Source organism: Micromonospora sp. LOL_013 (genome assembly GCF_048060315.1).
Lineage (GTDB): Bacteria > Actinomycetota > Actinomycetes > Mycobacteriales > Micromonosporaceae > Micromonospora_E.
In genome coordinates this window covers 37,827-52,168 of record NZ_JBHMIQ010000016.1, presented here as the reverse complement: position 1 = coordinate 52,168, position 14,342 = coordinate 37,827, and the positions used below count along the sequence as shown (strand labels likewise).

General features: G+C 70.5%; 15 protein-coding genes. All 15 read right to left on the bottom strand.

Features of this window, described 5'->3' with window-relative positions:
* Positions 1-13: 13 nt before the first annotated feature.
* The gene (locus tag ACFHWS_RS12780; protein WP_416568253.1) at positions 14-1,372 is read right to left on the bottom strand and encodes an MmgE/PrpD family protein; all 1,359 of its coding nucleotides are present in this window, start codon (positions 1,370-1,372) and stop codon (positions 14-16) included.
* Positions 1,373-1,382: 10 nt separating this feature from the next.
* Positions 1,383-2,630, bottom strand: a complete 1,248-nt coding sequence (locus ACFHWS_RS12775) for a CaiB/BaiF CoA transferase family protein (protein WP_416568252.1) — start codon at positions 2,628-2,630, stop codon at positions 1,383-1,385.
* Positions 2,627-3,664, bottom strand: coding sequence for an LLM class flavin-dependent oxidoreductase (locus ACFHWS_RS12770; protein WP_416554219.1), 1,038 nt, complete (start codon positions 3,662-3,664; stop codon positions 2,627-2,629). Before ACFHWS_RS12770 ends, ACFHWS_RS12775 begins: the two co-directional genes overlap by 4 nt.
* Complete coding sequence (locus ACFHWS_RS12765) at positions 3,661-4,194, bottom strand: MaoC family dehydratase (RefSeq protein ID WP_281554290.1); 534 nt, start codon at positions 4,192-4,194, stop codon at positions 3,661-3,663. The genes ACFHWS_RS12770 and ACFHWS_RS12765 overlap by 4 nt, the downstream gene beginning before the upstream one ends.
* A gap of 160 nt (positions 4,195-4,354) precedes the next feature.
* On the bottom strand, positions 4,355-5,131 hold the full coding sequence (locus ACFHWS_RS12760) for a FadR/GntR family transcriptional regulator (protein WP_281555537.1): 777 nt from the start codon (positions 5,129-5,131) through the stop codon (positions 4,355-4,357).
* A gap of 94 nt (positions 5,132-5,225) precedes the next feature.
* Positions 5,226-6,152, bottom strand: coding sequence for a TIGR03564 family F420-dependent LLM class oxidoreductase (locus tag ACFHWS_RS12755; protein ID WP_416568251.1), 927 nt, complete (start codon positions 6,150-6,152; stop codon positions 5,226-5,228).
* A gap of 8 nt (positions 6,153-6,160) precedes the next feature.
* Positions 6,161-6,931, bottom strand: a complete 771-nt coding sequence (locus ACFHWS_RS12750; RefSeq protein ID WP_416568250.1) for an enoyl-CoA hydratase/isomerase family protein — start codon at positions 6,929-6,931, stop codon at positions 6,161-6,163.
* Positions 6,928-7,461 carry a MaoC/PaaZ C-terminal domain-containing protein gene (locus ACFHWS_RS12745; RefSeq protein WP_416568249.1) on the bottom strand — a complete coding sequence of 178 codons (534 nt, stop codon included), beginning with the start codon at positions 7,459-7,461 and terminating at the stop codon, positions 6,928-6,930. Before ACFHWS_RS12745 ends, ACFHWS_RS12750 begins: the two co-directional genes overlap by 4 nt.
* Complete coding sequence (locus ACFHWS_RS12740; RefSeq protein WP_281554286.1) at positions 7,458-8,279, bottom strand: ABC transporter ATP-binding protein; 822 nt, start codon at positions 8,277-8,279, stop codon at positions 7,458-7,460. Before ACFHWS_RS12740 ends, ACFHWS_RS12745 begins: the two co-directional genes overlap by 4 nt.
* Positions 8,276-9,139: an ABC transporter permease gene (locus ACFHWS_RS12735; RefSeq protein WP_416568248.1), complete on the bottom strand. Its 864-nt coding sequence runs from the start codon at positions 9,137-9,139 to the stop codon at positions 8,276-8,278. Before ACFHWS_RS12735 ends, ACFHWS_RS12740 begins: the two co-directional genes overlap by 4 nt.
* Before the next feature lie 33 nt (positions 9,140-9,172).
* Entirely contained in the window at positions 9,173-10,213 is a 1,041-nt protein-coding gene (locus tag ACFHWS_RS12730) for an ABC transporter substrate-binding protein (RefSeq protein WP_416568247.1), read from the bottom strand.
* A 248-nt stretch (positions 10,214-10,461) separates the two neighbouring features.
* A complete protein-coding gene (locus ACFHWS_RS12725) occupies positions 10,462-11,988 on the bottom strand; it encodes a class I adenylate-forming enzyme family protein (protein ID WP_416568246.1) in 1,527 nt (508 codons plus the stop codon).
* Positions 11,989-11,993: 5 nt separating this feature from the next.
* The gene (locus tag ACFHWS_RS12720) at positions 11,994-12,386 is read right to left on the bottom strand and encodes a hypothetical protein (RefSeq protein ID WP_416554206.1); all 393 of its coding nucleotides are present in this window, start codon (positions 12,384-12,386) and stop codon (positions 11,994-11,996) included.
* 37 nt (positions 12,387-12,423) lie between these two features.
* On the bottom strand, positions 12,424-13,230 hold the full coding sequence (locus ACFHWS_RS12715) for an enoyl-CoA hydratase/isomerase family protein (RefSeq protein WP_416554204.1): 807 nt from the start codon (positions 13,228-13,230) through the stop codon (positions 12,424-12,426).
* The gene (locus ACFHWS_RS12710; RefSeq protein ID WP_416554202.1) at positions 13,227-14,162 is read right to left on the bottom strand and encodes a hypothetical protein; all 936 of its coding nucleotides are present in this window, start codon (positions 14,160-14,162) and stop codon (positions 13,227-13,229) included. The genes ACFHWS_RS12715 and ACFHWS_RS12710 overlap by 4 nt, the downstream gene beginning before the upstream one ends.
* Between the last annotated feature and the right edge of the window lie 180 nt (positions 14,163-14,342).

Sequence of the window (14,342 nt, the reverse complement as noted above, 5' to 3'; positions counted from 1 at the left end):
GGCGTCTCCCTGGTCAGTCACCGGCGGCGGCCAGCGCCGCCATGATCGGGTCGAGGTCGTCGAGGTCGTCGAGGCGGCGCAGCAGGTCGACGACGGGCGCGCCGGCCGGGCCGGCGTTGCCGAGGAACTTGGCGGCCAGCTCGTCGTCGGTCAGCGGGGTGTCCGGGCCGCCGCCGCTGCGCGGCACCACGCCGCGTACGGTCGTGCCGTCGGCCAGGGTGACCACGACGGAGCCGGGGGCGTCGGCGGCATGCCCGCCGGTGGCGACGATCCGCCAGTGCAGCTGGGCCGCGAGGGCGGTCACGTCGGCGCGGTCGATGGCGTCGGGCCGGTAGCTGGCGGTGGTCAGGTCGCCGTCGAGCAGTGTCGCGGCGACGCTCCACGGCAGCGAGAACTTCGCCGCGTACGGGGTGGCCGGCCGGGTCAGGTCCCGGCCGGGCCCGCAGACCGTGGGTGCCGAGTCGGGGTGCACGTCGACGTCGATCCGGGCGATCGCGGCCGGGTCGGCGGGGAAACCGGGCTGGCGGCGGGCGGCGCGGGCGGCGTCGATCGCGGCGTGCGACAGCTGGCAGGCCGGGTAGGGCTTGATGCCGATCCGGAGGGTTTCCCAGCGTTGGCCGAGGCCGGCGATGATCGACGCTGGGTCGACGGGGCCGGCGGCCAGGGCGTCGAAGACGCCGTGCGGGCCGTCGAAGACGTTCGCCGGGCCGGCCGCGCCGGCGGCGGCGAGCCGGGCGGCGAGGATGCCGGCGTGCGAGGCGAAGCCGGGGTGCAGTTGTTTGGTGGCCGCCCCGGTGTGCAGGAAGGCGAGCAGCCCGCCGGCCTGGCTGCCGGCGATGCCGAGCGCGTCGGTGGCGCGGGCGGTGTCCAGCCGCAGCAGCCGGGCGGTGACCAGCGCGCTGGAGAAGACCCCGGCGACCATGGTGGCGTGCAGGCCGCGGGCGTGGAAGCCGTGCGGGGCGGCGGCGGCGACCCGGCAGACCGTCTCGTACCCGGCGATGGCGGCGTGCAGTACGTCGCGGCCGCTGGCGCCGACCTGCTCGCCGACGGCGAAGGCCGCGGGCAGCACCACGGCGGTGGCGTGCACCAGGCCGGCGGCGTGGGTGTCGTCGAAGTCGAGCGCGTGCACCATGGCGCCAGCGGCCAGCGCGGCGGCGGGGGCACCGATCGTGTCCCGGCCACCGAGCAGGGTGGCTTCCGGTGGGCCGCCGAGGTCGCGGGCGACGTGCAGCGCCGGGTCGACGGTGCCGCCGCGCCGGCCGGCCAGGGCGGTGCCGAGGCCGTCGAGCAGGTGCCGTAGCGCGGCCCGCCGGACCGCCGCCGGCGGGTCGAGCGGTCCGGTCGCCCAGTCGGCGAGGGCTGCGGCGATCATCGCGGGCCGGTCATCGTGCGGTGTCCTCGGAGCCGGCGGCGGCCGGGCCGGGGCTACGGGGGGCGCCGAACGCGCCGGCGGCGGTCAACTCGGCCAGGGTCTGCGGGTCGAGCCCGAGGATGTCGCCGGTGACGGTCGCGAAGTCCTCGTTGCGTTGCGGCGCGCGGCGGTACGCGGGCGGTTCGGCGCCGACCCGCACCGGGCTGGCGAGCTGCGCCACGGTGCCGAACCGGGGGTGTTCGGTGGTGACCACGAGGTCCCGGGCGGCGGTGTGCTCCTCGGCCAGCGCCGCCGGCACGTCGTTGATCGGCCCGCAGGGGATCGCGGCGGCGTACAGCTGGGTCAGCCACTCCTCGACGGTGCGCTGCCGGAAGATCTGCTCCAGTTCGGCGAGCAACTCGTCGCGGTTGTCGCGGCGGGTGCCGAAGGTCCCGTACGGCGATCCGGCGGCGGCCCATTCGGGGTGGCCGACGACGTCGGCGAGCCTTCCCCAGAACTTCTCCTTGGCGCAGCCAACCACCATCCAGCCGTCCTTGGCCTGAAAGACCTGGAACGGCACCAGCGACGGGTGCGCCGAGTGGTGGGTGCGGGCCGGCTGGAAGCCGGCGTTGAGATGCCAGGTGGCCGGGTAGGTGAGCATCGAGATCGCGGTGTCGTAGAGGCTGACGTCGCAGTCCATGCCGACGCCGTCGCGGCGGGCGGCGTGCACCCCGGCGAGCAGCGAGATGGCGGCGACGAACCCGCCGGAGTAGTCGACCAGGGACAGTCCGGACTTGGTCGGTGGTCCGTCGGGTTCACCGGTGAGCTCCATCCAGCCGGCGAGTCCCTGCAGGATGTAGTCGTAGCCGGGTTCGGCCCGACGCGGGCCGGTCATCCCGAAGCCGGTCAGCGAGACGCAGACGATCCGCGGGTTGATGTGCTTGAGGTCGTCGTAGCGAATTCGCATCTTCTCCGGCACGTCGCCACGCAGGTTCGAGTAGACGACGTCGGCGACGGCGACGAGCTTCTCGAACACCTCGCGGCCGGCGTCGGTGGTCAGGTCCAGTGACAGGCTGCGTTTGTTGCGGTTGAACGTCTCGAAGAACAGCGAGTCCTCGTCCTCGGCGTACGGCGGCACGTAGCGGCCGACGTCGCCGCCGGCCCGTGGATCCTCGATCTTGATCACTTCGGCGCCGAGGTCGGCCAGGTGTACGGTGCCGAACGGGCCGGCGCCGTACTGCTCCACGGCGATGATCCGGATGTCGGCCAGCGGCGTCATGCTGCGGCTCCGGTCAGCTCGGCGATCAGCGCGATGATCTCGTCCTGGGCGGCGCGGGTCTCGGCGGCGGGCAGCCCGTGGGTGGGTGGACTCAACTTGACCGAGTCGGCGATGCCCGCGTACCCGGCGATCCGCTCGGCAACCTCGGCGCGGTCACCCGCCAGGGTCAGCGTGTCGACCATCCGGTCGCTGACGGAGTCGGCGAGGTGGTCGGCGCCGGCGCCGGCCCGGAACGCGTCGATCACCTGTTGCTGGTCGTCGGCGAGGCCGTGGAAGGCGAAGAAGTCGGCGTAGGTGCGCACGGTGGCGTAGAAGCCGACCAGGCCGGCGGCGCGGCGGCGGGCCAACGCCCGGTCGTCGGCGACCGAGCAGCAGGCGGAGACGACGACGTCGAGGTCGGCGCGGGTCCGGCCGGCCCGATCGATGCCGGCGGTCAGGTCGGGCAGGATCTGCCCGGCCAGGTACGCCGGAGAGCAGAGTTCGTGGCTGATCCAGCCATCGCCGATCTGCCCGGCCAGCCGGGTCATCAGCGGCCCCATCGCGGCCAGGTAGACCGGGATGCCGGCCGGCGGCACCGGGAACGGGCGTTCGTAGCCGCGGATGCGCATCGGCTCGTGCTCGCCGTCGAGCATCATCGGTTCGCCGGTGGCGCAGTTGGCCCAGAAGTGCCGGATGTTACGGACGGTCTCCCGCAGGTGGGCGACGGGTTTGCCGAAGTCGACGTGGTGCCAGTCCTCGTTGAGTCGCCGGACGCCGGTGCCGAGGCCGAGGATGAACCGTCCATCGGAGAGCTCGTCGAGGTCGAGCGCCTCCAGCGCGGTGATCATCGGGCTGCGGGTGAAGGCCAGCACGATCGAGGTGCCGATCCGGGCGGTCGTGGTGGTGCCGGCCAGCGCGGCGGCGGTGCCGGTGGCACTACGGTGCAGTTCGGAGACCCAGAGCACCTCGGCGCCGGCCTGCTCGGCGCGACGGCCGGCGGCGGCGAGTTCGGCGAGGGTCTCTCCCCAGGGCTGGTAGGTCAGGCGCAGGCTCATCCGGTCGCCTCGTTCTCCAGCGACAGCGGGGTGGCGGCGGCCGGGAAGATCCCCTCGACCTGCTTGGCGCCACGCTTGTAGACGTAGAAGGTGCGTTTGAAGGCGCAGACCTGTGCGCCGTCCTGGTTGAGGGTGCGGGTGCGGACCGTCACGATCCCGGCGTACGGGCGAGACCCGGATTCACGCTTGTCGAGCACTAACGATTCACTGTAGAGGGTGTCGCCGGCGAACACCGGGTGCGGCAGGACGATCTCGTTCCAGCCGAGGTTGGCAAAGGCGTTCTGAGTGAGGTCGGTGACGCTCTGCCCGACCGCGATGGCCAGGGTCAGGGTGGAGACGACCAGTGGCCGCTCGAACTCCGACCGGGCGGCGTACTCGGTGTTGAAGTGCATCTGGCTGGTGTTCATCGTCAGCAGGGTGAACCAGGTGTTGTCCGCCTCGGACACGGTGCGCCCGAGGGGATGCTGGTAGACGTCGCCGACGCCGAAGTCTTCAAAGAAGCGTCCGGTCCACCCCTGCCGTACCGACATCGACCGATCCTCTCGCCCGCCCGTGAACTGCCACCAGCTTATTTGTCTGACTTTTACGAGTCAAGGGTCAGCAACTCAACCAGGCCAACGAAAACGCCCTGCTCAGCACGACAGCAGGGCGTAGTTCCGAAACATCAGGTATTTAGTTGTGAGATTGTCTTCAGTGTCCGTCGTACGCCCGGCGGACGGTACCCAGGTGGGCCCGCATCGCCGCCTGCGCACCCTCGACATCACCGGCCTCGACATAGCCGCAGATCTCGGTGTGTTCGGCGTCGATCTGGCTCCAGTACTCCGCGGGCATGTCGCGGTCGGCGGTCCGCGCCTGCAGCACCCGGAAGACCGGCTCGGCCATCACCCCGAGCAGCTGGTTACCGGTCGCCTCGACCAGCACCCCGTGGAAGGTCCGGTGCTCACGGAACTTGCGGCCGCGGGCCCGAGTCGACTTCTCCCGCTCCACCGCTTGACGCATCAGCACCAGATGTTCGTCGGCGCGGCGCAGCGCGGCCAGCCCGGCCGCCGGCACCTCCAGGCACTCCCGCGCCTCCAGCAGGTTGTCCAACGTGATGTCCCGGGCCCCGGACATCAGCCCGAAGCTCATCTCCAGATACTCGCTCACCTGGTCGAACTGCACCCGGGCCACGAAGGTGCCGCCGGTGGTTCCCCGGGTGGTGCGGATCAGATCCTTGGACGCCAGCACCCGCAACGCCTCCCGTACCGTGCTACGGCTGACCCCGAAGATCTCCGACAGTTCGACCTCGGTCGGCAACCGGTCCCCCGCGGTCAGCGACCCGTCCAGGATCCGCTCCCGCAACTGGTCGGCGACCTGCTGGTACGCGGGTTGGACCCGGGTCACCCCGAGCACCCCAGGATCCCGGCGGTGCCCCGGGATCGCCTTTTCCGACCGGCTCGCCGGCTCGTGCGTCACGTCCTTGGCCATGGTCACTTCGGCTCCGCATCCTTTCGGACCCGCACACCGCAGTGCGGATTCGTCGCGAACCACCACGGTAGGGCATGGCGGACGCCGATCCGCGTCACTGTCGGCCATCCCCGGTCGAACGGGTGGTCCCGGCCAGCTCGCCGATCAGCGCCCGCGTTGCCGCCCGTTCCTCCGGGGTGCCGTAGAACTGGGCCGCGAAGGTGCTCGCCCCGGCCCGCGCATAGCGGTCGATCTCGGCCCGCACCTCGTCTGCGTCACCGACGATCGCCATCTGGTTGGCCCGCTGTAAACCTTCACGGTCCAGCATCGCCCGGTAGGACGGCTTGTCGTCGTACCAGCCGAGCACCGGGTCGATCGCCGCGCGGGCCCGGGTCGGGTCGTCGGTGACGCAGACCGCGGCGGTCACCACGATCTCGGGGGCCGGCCGACCAGCCGTCCGCGCGGCGGCGGTGATCGCCGGTACGGTCAGCTCGGTCAGCGTGCGCGGGCCGACCATCCAGGTGATCGTGCCGGCGGCAAGGGCACCGGTCAGCTCCAGCATCTTCGGGCCCAGCGCGGAGACCATCACCGCCGGTGCCGGCGGGTCGCCGCTGATCGTCAGGTCACCCCGGGCGGTGATCACCTCACCGGTGTAGCGGACCCGCTGGGTCAGCGCGCCGGTCAGCGCGGTCAGGTACTCGCGCATGTAGCGCGCCGGCCGCTCGTAGGACATCCCCCAGCAGGGCTCGACCACCTGCGGGTGCGACGGCCCGACGCCGAGCACCAACCGGCCGCCGAGCAGCATGTTGGTGGTGAGCGCCTGCTGGGCCAGGGCCATCGGGTGACGCGGGTAGACCGGCACCACGGCGGTGCCGATCCGCAGCCTGGTCAGGTGTCGACCGTACGCGCCGATCACGGTCAGCGCGTCGTGCCCGAAGCCCTGGGTCAGCCAGTAGCTGGCGATCCCGTCGGCGTCGGCGGCCCGGAGGTCACGCTCGAGGTCGTCGAGCCGTTCAATGTGGCTGAAGATCCCGTAGTCCATCGTGCCCCTCAGTGCCGGAATTCCCGCATGGACTCGCCGCGCCGGGCGGTCGAGGCGTCGGAGCGGGCCAGCATCGCCAACCCGAACGCCTCGGCTGCGGACCGCTGCGCCTGCACCGCCGTCCACACCGTCTCCACCGTGGTGGTCAGCACGTCGAGCGGATGCTGGGCGATCTCGGTGGCGATGGCCAACGCCCGGTCCACCAGATCGGCCGGAGCGGTCACCTCGGTCACCAGACCGAGCTCCAGCGCCCGGCGGGCGTCGATGCGATACGCGCGCCCGGTCAGCACCATCCGCATCAGCTCGCCGAGCGGCAGCCGCCCCAGCGCGCCGACCGCCTCAACCGGGTTGGCCAGGCCCACGTCGTGGTGGGTGTCGAAGAAGGTCGCCGTCTCGGTGCAGAGCACCACGTCGGCGTCGTTGACGAAGTGCCAGCCACCGGCGCAGCAGTGCCCGTTGACCGCCGTCACCACCGGCTTGTAGACGCTCAGGTCACGGGCGGTCAACGCGACCCGGCCGGCGTGGTCCAGCGACGGACTGGTGACCCCGACGTCGAGGGTGTCGTCGACGTCGAAGCCGGTGCAGAAGCCGCGCTCGCCGGCTCCGGTCAGCACGGCGACGTGCAGGCCGTCGTCGGCACCGAACCAGCGCCAGGTACGCCGCAGTTCGTCGACCATCGCCCGGTCGTAGGCGTTGAGCCGGTGCGGCCGGTCCAGGGTGACCAGCAGCACCCGCCCGTGCCGGGCCAGCGTGAGGGTGCTGGTCGGCGGCGGTTTCACGGCTGCTCCGGGTTTGCCGCGCCGACGCCCGGCGCAGAATCGGGCTCCGGCTCAGGCTCGGGCAGTGGGCGCAGCAGGTAGGAACGCGTCATCCGCAGGACGGTCTCGTCCCGCTGGTTGCGTACGTCGTCGTGCACCACGCCCACGTACATCCGCCCGCCCGGGGTCGGCTCCAACCGCGTCACCTCGATACGCACCCGTAGCGTGTCACCGGCGAACACCGGCCCGGTGTACCGGATCTCGTCGATGCCGAGCGCGGCGTGACAGTCCAGGCCGGCGGCATACCAGGCGGCGTACATGGTCGTCGAGGTGAGCCCGGCGGCGAGCGCGATCAGGCACGGCCCGCCCAGGATCGGCCGGCCGAACCCGGTGCCGCGCATGTACTCGGCGTCGGTGTGCAGCGGGCCATTCTCCCAGGAGACGTTGACGATCGCGGCGAAGTCTCCGTCGGTCAGCGTCCGGGCCGGCGTGAGCAGCACCGCCCCGGCCGCGAACGCGGTCGGCAGCCGGGGTCGCAACGCGCCGGTCACGACGCACCCGGCCCGGCGAGTCGGGTGTGTGCCTCGTCGACGACGAGACCACCGTCGTCGGTGGCGGTCATCGTCGAGATGATCTCGTGGGTGAGTTCGCGGCTGACGTCGAACAGCCGGGGATCGTCGTAGCTGCGCGGCAACGGCACCTCGACGTCGACCACCCGGCGTACGGTCGACGGCCGGTTGGACATCAGCACCACCCGGTCGGAGAGCACCGCGGCCTCGAACACGTTGTGGGTGACGAAGACGAACGCCTTGCCCGCCGTCTGGGTACGCAGTTCCAGCAGCAGCTGACGCAGGCTGCGGGCGGTGAACTCGTCCAGCCCGCTGAACGGCTCGTCCATCAGCATCACCGGCGCGTCCAGGACGAACGCCCGGGCCAGCGCGGTGCGCTGCTGCATGCCGCCGGAGATCTGGTGCGGATAGTGGTTCTCGAAGCCGGCCAATCCGACCCGACGCAGCACCGGCATCACCCGGTCGGACCACTGCGCCCGGTCCACCCCGGTCGCCTTCAGGGCGAACTCGACGTTCTGCCGGACTGTCTTCCAGGGCAGCAGCCGCGGCTCCTGGAACACGTAGCTGAACTGCACCCCCGGCGCCCCGCTGCGGATCTCGGCTGTGCCGGTGAAATCGGTGTCCAGCCCGCTGAGCATGTTCAGCACGGTCGACTTGCCGCAGCCGGACGGTCCGACCAGCGCGACGAACTCGCCGTCGGCGATCTCCAGGTTCATCCGCTCGATGACCGTGATGAAGCCGTTGCGGGTGTGGAAGCCCTTGACCAGGTCGGATATGACGATCCGGGCGTCGGCGCTCATCGGCCCCCCTCCGGACGCCAGCGGAACAGCTTGGCCTCGATCGGTTTGAACACCGCCAACTCCAGCACCACCATCAGGATCGAGAAGAACAGCGTGAGTGCGAAGACCTGTTCCATCCGGAAGAGCTGGAACCAGTAGTTGAGCCGGTAGCCGATGCCGTCGGTGCGGCCGAGCAACTCGGCGAGGACGACGACCTTCCACACGATGCCGAACCCGAACCGGGCCGAGGCCATCACCGCCGGCAGCACCTGGGGCAGGGTCACCTCCCGGGTACGCAGGCCCCGCGACGCGCCGAGAGTGCGGGCCATCTGGCCGAGCCGGGGGTCGATCGCCTTGACCCCGGACCACATGTTGATCGCGATGATCGGAAAGGACGTCAGGGTGATCGCCACGACGGTGGCGGTGTCGTTGAGGCCGAACATGATGAACGCGACGATCACCCAGCAGAGGCTGGGGATGGTCTGGCCGACGGCGATCCAGATGTCCAGCAGCCCTTCGGCGATCCGGGACAGCCCCATCACCAGACCGACCAGCACACCGAGCACCATGGAGGCGGCGAAGCCGATCAGGATCCGGACCATGGTGACCTGCAGGTCGGTCCAGAAGACCGTCTCCTGCACGCTGGTCACCAACGCCGACGCGGTGGTCCACGGGGTCGGCAGGATCCGCTCCCCGACGGCCAGTGAACCCAGCCACCAGATGACGATCAGCATGAACACGGAGGCGATCCGCAGCGAGACGCCGTGCCGCAGGAAGCGGTGGGCGCCACCGCGCCCACCGCCACCACGGCCCCCCGCCGCGCCACGATCCGCCGCGCCGGCTGTCGCGAGCGCCGGTTGGGTGGTTTCGGACAGGGTCATCGTGCGTCTCCTCGCGAGGCGGGGTGGTCGAGGTCAGACGAACAGTCCGTCGGGCACCTCGGGCAGGAATTCCGGCTCACCGTTCTCGCTCAGGAAGGTGAGCAGCTCGGCGGCCTGCTGCTTCTCCTGCTCGCCCCACTGCTCGACGAGTCGGCCGCGCTGGTTCTCCCAGATCACGTCGAGCACCGCCTGGTCGTCGATGTCGTACAGCTCCCGCAGGGCGGCGTCCCACAGCGACTGGTCGCTGTTGAACCGGGTCTGGTATTCGAGGTTCACATCGACGAAGGCCTGCACGGCCTCCTGGTTGGCGTCGATGAAGTCGGTGGCGAAGTCCCAGCCGGCGGTGAACGCCTGCAGCCCGGTGGCCTCCTCCAGCAGCACGCCGAGGTCGCCCAGCGACCGGTACTCGCCGCTGACCACTCGGTCCGCGCCGGCCGGGTCGATCACCAGCGCCATGTCCACGTCGCCCTCGCCGAGCAGTTCAGCCATCAGGTTCGGGGCGCCGTACTGCACCTCGCAATCGGTGGTGGGGTTGAAGCCGTGGTACTCGCGGCAGAGCGCGAAGAACTGGTTGGTGGAGGAACCGATGGCACTGCCGAACAGTCCGAGCTTGCGCCCGCGCAGGTCGGCGAGGGACTGGATGTCGCTGTCGGCGCGCACCAGGATTCCGTTGGTGGTGCGCTGCAGCGCGAAGACCACCTTGCGGTCGACGCCGGTGGCGACCAGGTTGGCGGTGGACGGGATCCCGCCGAGGCCACCGTCGACCTCGTTGGCCCGGTACGCGGTGTAAACGGCGGCCGCCTCGGCGTACTCCTCGTACTGGATGTCGAGGCCGGCGGCCTCGAAGGCACCGTCGGACATGGCGAGCTTGAACGCGGCGAGCGCCGAGGCCGGTAGTCCGGCGAGTCGGATCGTGGTGAGGCCGCCGTCGGCGGCCCCGGTGGAGTCGGAGTCGGAGTCGGAGTCGCCACTACCGCAGGCGGTCAGCAGTACGCCGCCCATGAACGCGCCGCCGAGACCGGCGAGCACGGAGCGACGGGAGAGGGCGGCACCGGAACTATTGAAGTGGGACACGATGGCCTCCTGATCACGAAGTCCGTGCGGCCGACGGGTGAGCCGCGAGCCGCATCGGGACCTTGGTGCGGATGACACTAACGGCCCCTGAGCAGCCAGTCCACTAAAAGTCAGAGTTTTACCGTACTGACATACTCGCCACTGCTAGCAGCAGCCAACGAGCGGCAGGCACCACGTCCCACAGCGGAACGACAGCGAGAACCGCCACTTACCGGAATTGGTCAGACATTAAAAGTAGAGGCACGCAATCAACCCTTTCCAGGTTGACTGACGTACTCGTCACGGATCGTCCGCTTGAGGATCTTCCCACTCGGGTTGCGCGGCAACTGATCGACCAAGTGCCATTCCCGGGGGACCTTGTACCGAGCCACGTGCTCCCGTACGTAGCCGTCCAGCGCGGAGACGTCGATCTGCTGGCCGTAACGGCTTACCACGAACGCGGCGACCCGCTCTCCGTACACCTCGTCCGGAACGCCGACCACCGCGACCTCGTCCACCGGCCCGTGCCGCGCGATGACCTCCTCGATCTCGCGGGGGAAGATGTTCACCCCACCCGCGATGATCATGTCCTTCTTTCGGTCGACGATCGAGATGAAGCCTTCCTCGTCACGGACCGCTATGTCGCCGACCGAGAAGAACCCGTCGGCGTCGTACCCGGCCCGGGTGGCCTCCTCGTCGTTGAGATAGCCGGTCAGCAACAGCGGCGAACGCGCGTACAGCTCGCCGGGCTCGCCGGGACCGACCTGCGCCCCGTCCTCGTCGACCAGGCGTACCTCGTTCCAGAACCACGGATGGCCCACGCTGCCCGCCCGGTCCAGCGCGAACTCCGGCCGCAGGTTGGTCACGATCGAACACTCCGTCGACCCGTAGAGTTCGTGCACCTCCACGCCGGGGAACGCCTCGATCACCCACTCCTTGAGCGCGACCGGCAACGCGGCGGCGTTGAAGTAGAGGGTCTTCAGCGCCGACAGGTCGTAGCGGGCCACCGGCTCCGGGCAGAACCGGCGGATGTGCTGGGCGTGCGTGGGCACCAGGAAGACCGTCTCCGCCCGGCTGCTCACCATCAGATCGAGCAGCCGCTCCGGATCCCAGGTCGGCAGCACGGTGCAGGAGCCGCCGAGCATCGGTGCCGCGTACGCGAACTCGAAGCCGGCGCCGTGGTACATCGGGGCCACCGCGATCGTGCTGCGGTTCGGGCCCAACCCGTAGTCCAGCCCCACCCCGAACGCGGTCAACACCCGGCCCCGGTGGGTGAGCAGCACACCCTTGGGCCGTCCCGTGGTGCCGGAGGTGTACGTGACACAGAACGGGTCCAGCTCGTCGACCGGCACCTGTGGGTCGACCGCCCGCCCACCGTCGAGGAACCTCCCGTAGTGCTCGCCCACCCCGCCGTCGAAGCTGAGCACCAGCCGCAGGCCGTCGAGCAGCCCGTCGACCCGATCGGCGAGGTCGTCGGCCAGAATGATCCCCTGGACGGCCGAGTGGGCCAGGATGTACGCGTTGTCGGTCACGTTGTTGCGCGGGTTCAACGGCACCGTCGGGATGCCGGCCTTGGCCATCGCCGCGGAGATCTCGAAGTACTCGTACCGGTTGTTGCTCAGCACCGCGATCCGCTCTCCGGGCGCCAACCCCCGGTCCAGGGTCGCACTGGCCAGCTGGCTCGACCGCTGGTGCAGGGCACCGAAGGTGACCTCACGGTCGCCGTCGACCACCGCGACCCGGCGTGGCGTGGCGCGGCCGAACTCCCGGATCCCGGCCGCCATGTTGAGCTGCACACCCGTCACCTTTGGTCCGCCTTTCCCGATTCGTTCATCAGCATGACGGCTTCGGCCTCGGCCACGGGCGCACCGTCGGCGTCAACGGCGGTCCACCGCAGCTCGGCCACGACCTTGCCGCTGGAGGTACTCCGGCTGGCGAGGCGCTCAATCCGCACCCGCAGCGTGGCGCCGGCCCGGACCAGCTGATGGAACCGCATCCGGCGCAGCTCCAGCAGCGCGATCGCGTCGTCGAGCTGCCCGGACTGCTCGGCCAGGCCGCCCATCAGTAGCAGCACCGCCTGGCCGGGCAGCGGCGGGCCACCGCCACTGCCCGGGTCCGGCGGGTTGAACAGCGGATGGGTGTAGCCGCCCCGACTGATCAGGGTGTCGACCAGCTCCGCGGTGACGGTGACCAACGGCGGATCCGCCGACGGCGAGGGCGGGGCCGACGGTTCAGGCAAGGCCGCGGACATCGACGTCCCCCCAGACCGGCTCGCGCTTGTCGACGAACGCCCGGTAGCCCTCGGCCGCCTCGGGCACCTCCTCGTGCAGCCGGGAGAACATCTCGCGCTCGTAGCGCAGGCCCTCCTCCAGCGTCATGGTGTGCACCGAGTTGAGCAGCCGCTTGGTGATCGCCATCGCCGGACGGGACCGGCCGCGCAGCGACGACAGCAGCTTGCCGACCTCGTCGTCCAGCTGCGCCCGGGGTGCGCTGGCCAACGCGACACCCCACTGCACCAGCTCCGGCCCACGCAGCCACAGCGGGGTGAGCATCAGCGCCTTGGCCCGCTGGTCGCCGAGCTTGCGCGGCGCGCGCTGGCTGGAGCCGGCACCGGGCGGCATGCCGAACTCCAGGTGGATGTCGCCGACCTTCGCCTCGTCGGCGGCGATCACGAAATCACAGGCCAGGATCAGCTCGAAGCCACCGGCTCGGGCGAGGCCGTTGACCCGGGCGACGACCGGTACGCCGAGCTGCTCGATGCGACGCAGCACCGCATGGTACGAGCGCAGGAACGGCAGGAAGATCCGTTGTGGGTCGTCGAAGCAGGATTCCAGGAAGTCGATGTCCATCCCGACGCTGAACGCCCGGTCCCCCACTCCGGTGATCACCACGGCCCGCAGGGTGTGATCGACCTCGGCGGCGGCCAGGGCGGCGTCCAGTCCGGCGATCGCCGCCGGCGTCAGGCTGTTCATCGAATCCGGGCCGTCGAGGACGATCGTCATCACCTGGTCGTCGGTGGCGAACCGTACGTCGGTCACGTCGTCGCCTCCCCCACCTTGACGAACAGTTCGACGTCGGTGTCGGCGACGAACGTGGGTGCCGGTGCCCCGGCCGGTACGTGCACCAGCGAGCAGGCGGTCAGGGTCCACCCGGCGACCGTCGCCGTCCCGCTGGTGGTGACGAGGAACCGTTCCCGGTCGACCGGTTGCGGCGTGCCGGTGTACCCGGCCGGTAACCGGACCAACGCACTGCACGCCCCGGTGGCCACGTTGCGGCTCAGCGGCTTGCCGACTGGCACGGTCGGTGACGCGACGCCCGCCGGGCCGGCGCCCGGCGTCGCCGGCCGCACCGCTGCGGCCGCCCCCGCCGGCAGACCGAGTACGCCGGGGTCGAGGCCTGACCAGTTGGCGTCGATCGGTGCCCAGGGCAGATGCCGGGACTCGACCCGGCGCAGGTAGCCGCGCGGTCCGACGCCGCCGGCGGGCGAGCCGGTCTCTCCTACCAGGGCGGCGAGGGCCTGCTCTCCGGCCTGGTGGTCCGGGCAGACCACCCGGGTCACCCGGTCGCTGCCCTCACTGGCGACCGCACCCTCCATGCAGAGGATGTTCTCGAATCCCTCGTCGCTCCAAGCCTTGTGCACCCAACCCGGCGGACGCCAAAAGTAGTCTCCGGCGATCAGCCGCCCCTCGGCGCTGAGTTCGGCGGCACCGTCGAGAAAGTACGCCTCCTCGACGCTGTCGTGGTACGCCTCGCTGAGATCGCGGTAGCCCGCGACCGCCCGGATGTGATCGATCCGTCGGGTGCTGTCACGGTCCAGCCACAACGACCGCATCCAGTACCGGGACAGCAGTTCACGCACCTGGTCGGGGTCGCCGCCGAAGTTGTCGCGGAAGGCGGGCTCCATCGAGTCGTACACCTGCTCGCCGTTGACCCACGGCACGTCCTCGGCGTCGACGATCGTGACTGTCATCCGGGTACCTCCACCTCCCGCCGCCACCGGCGAGTGCGCCCACGGTCTCAGCCTAATATGTCTGACGTTAGTCGGGTAGATATCGGCGTCGGACATCCGAAGCCGGCTCTGTTTCCACCTGGTAGACCAGGAACCGCCAACACATCAGCACTTCCCGACCACACTCTGCCGGCGGGAGAC

What these genes read in the sequence shown, in the direction of transcription:
- ACFHWS_RS12780 (WP_416568253.1), bottom strand. Translation starts at nt 1,372, where the DNA reads ATGATCGCCGCAGCCCTCGCCGACTGGGCGACCGGACCGCTCGACCCG.
- ACFHWS_RS12770 (WP_416554219.1), bottom strand. Translation starts at nt 3,664, where the DNA reads ATGAGCCTGCGCCTGACCTACCAGCCCTGGGGAGAGACCCTCGCCGAA.
- ACFHWS_RS12775 (WP_416568252.1), bottom strand. Translation starts at nt 2,630, where the DNA reads ATGACGCCGCTGGCCGACATCCGGATCATCGCCGTGGAGCAGTACGGC.
- ACFHWS_RS12765 (WP_281554290.1), bottom strand. Translation starts at nt 4,194, where the DNA reads ATGTCGGTACGGCAGGGGTGGACCGGACGCTTCTTTGAAGACTTCGGC.
- ACFHWS_RS12755 (WP_416568251.1), bottom strand. Translation starts at nt 6,152, where the DNA reads ATGGACTACGGGATCTTCAGCCACATTGAACGGCTCGACGACCTCGAG.
- ACFHWS_RS12735 (WP_416568248.1), bottom strand. Translation starts at nt 9,139, where the DNA reads ATGACCCTGTCCGAAACCACCCAACCGGCGCTCGCGACAGCCGGCGCG.
- ACFHWS_RS12710 (WP_416554202.1), bottom strand. Translation starts at nt 14,162, where the DNA reads ATGACAGTCACGATCGTCGACGCCGAGGACGTGCCGTGGGTCAACGGC.
- ACFHWS_RS12740 (WP_281554286.1), bottom strand. Translation starts at nt 8,279, where the DNA reads ATGAGCGCCGACGCCCGGATCGTCATATCCGACCTGGTCAAGGGCTTC.
- ACFHWS_RS12760 (WP_281555537.1), bottom strand. Translation starts at nt 5,131, where the DNA reads ATGGCCAAGGACGTGACGCACGAGCCGGCGAGCCGGTCGGAAAAGGCG.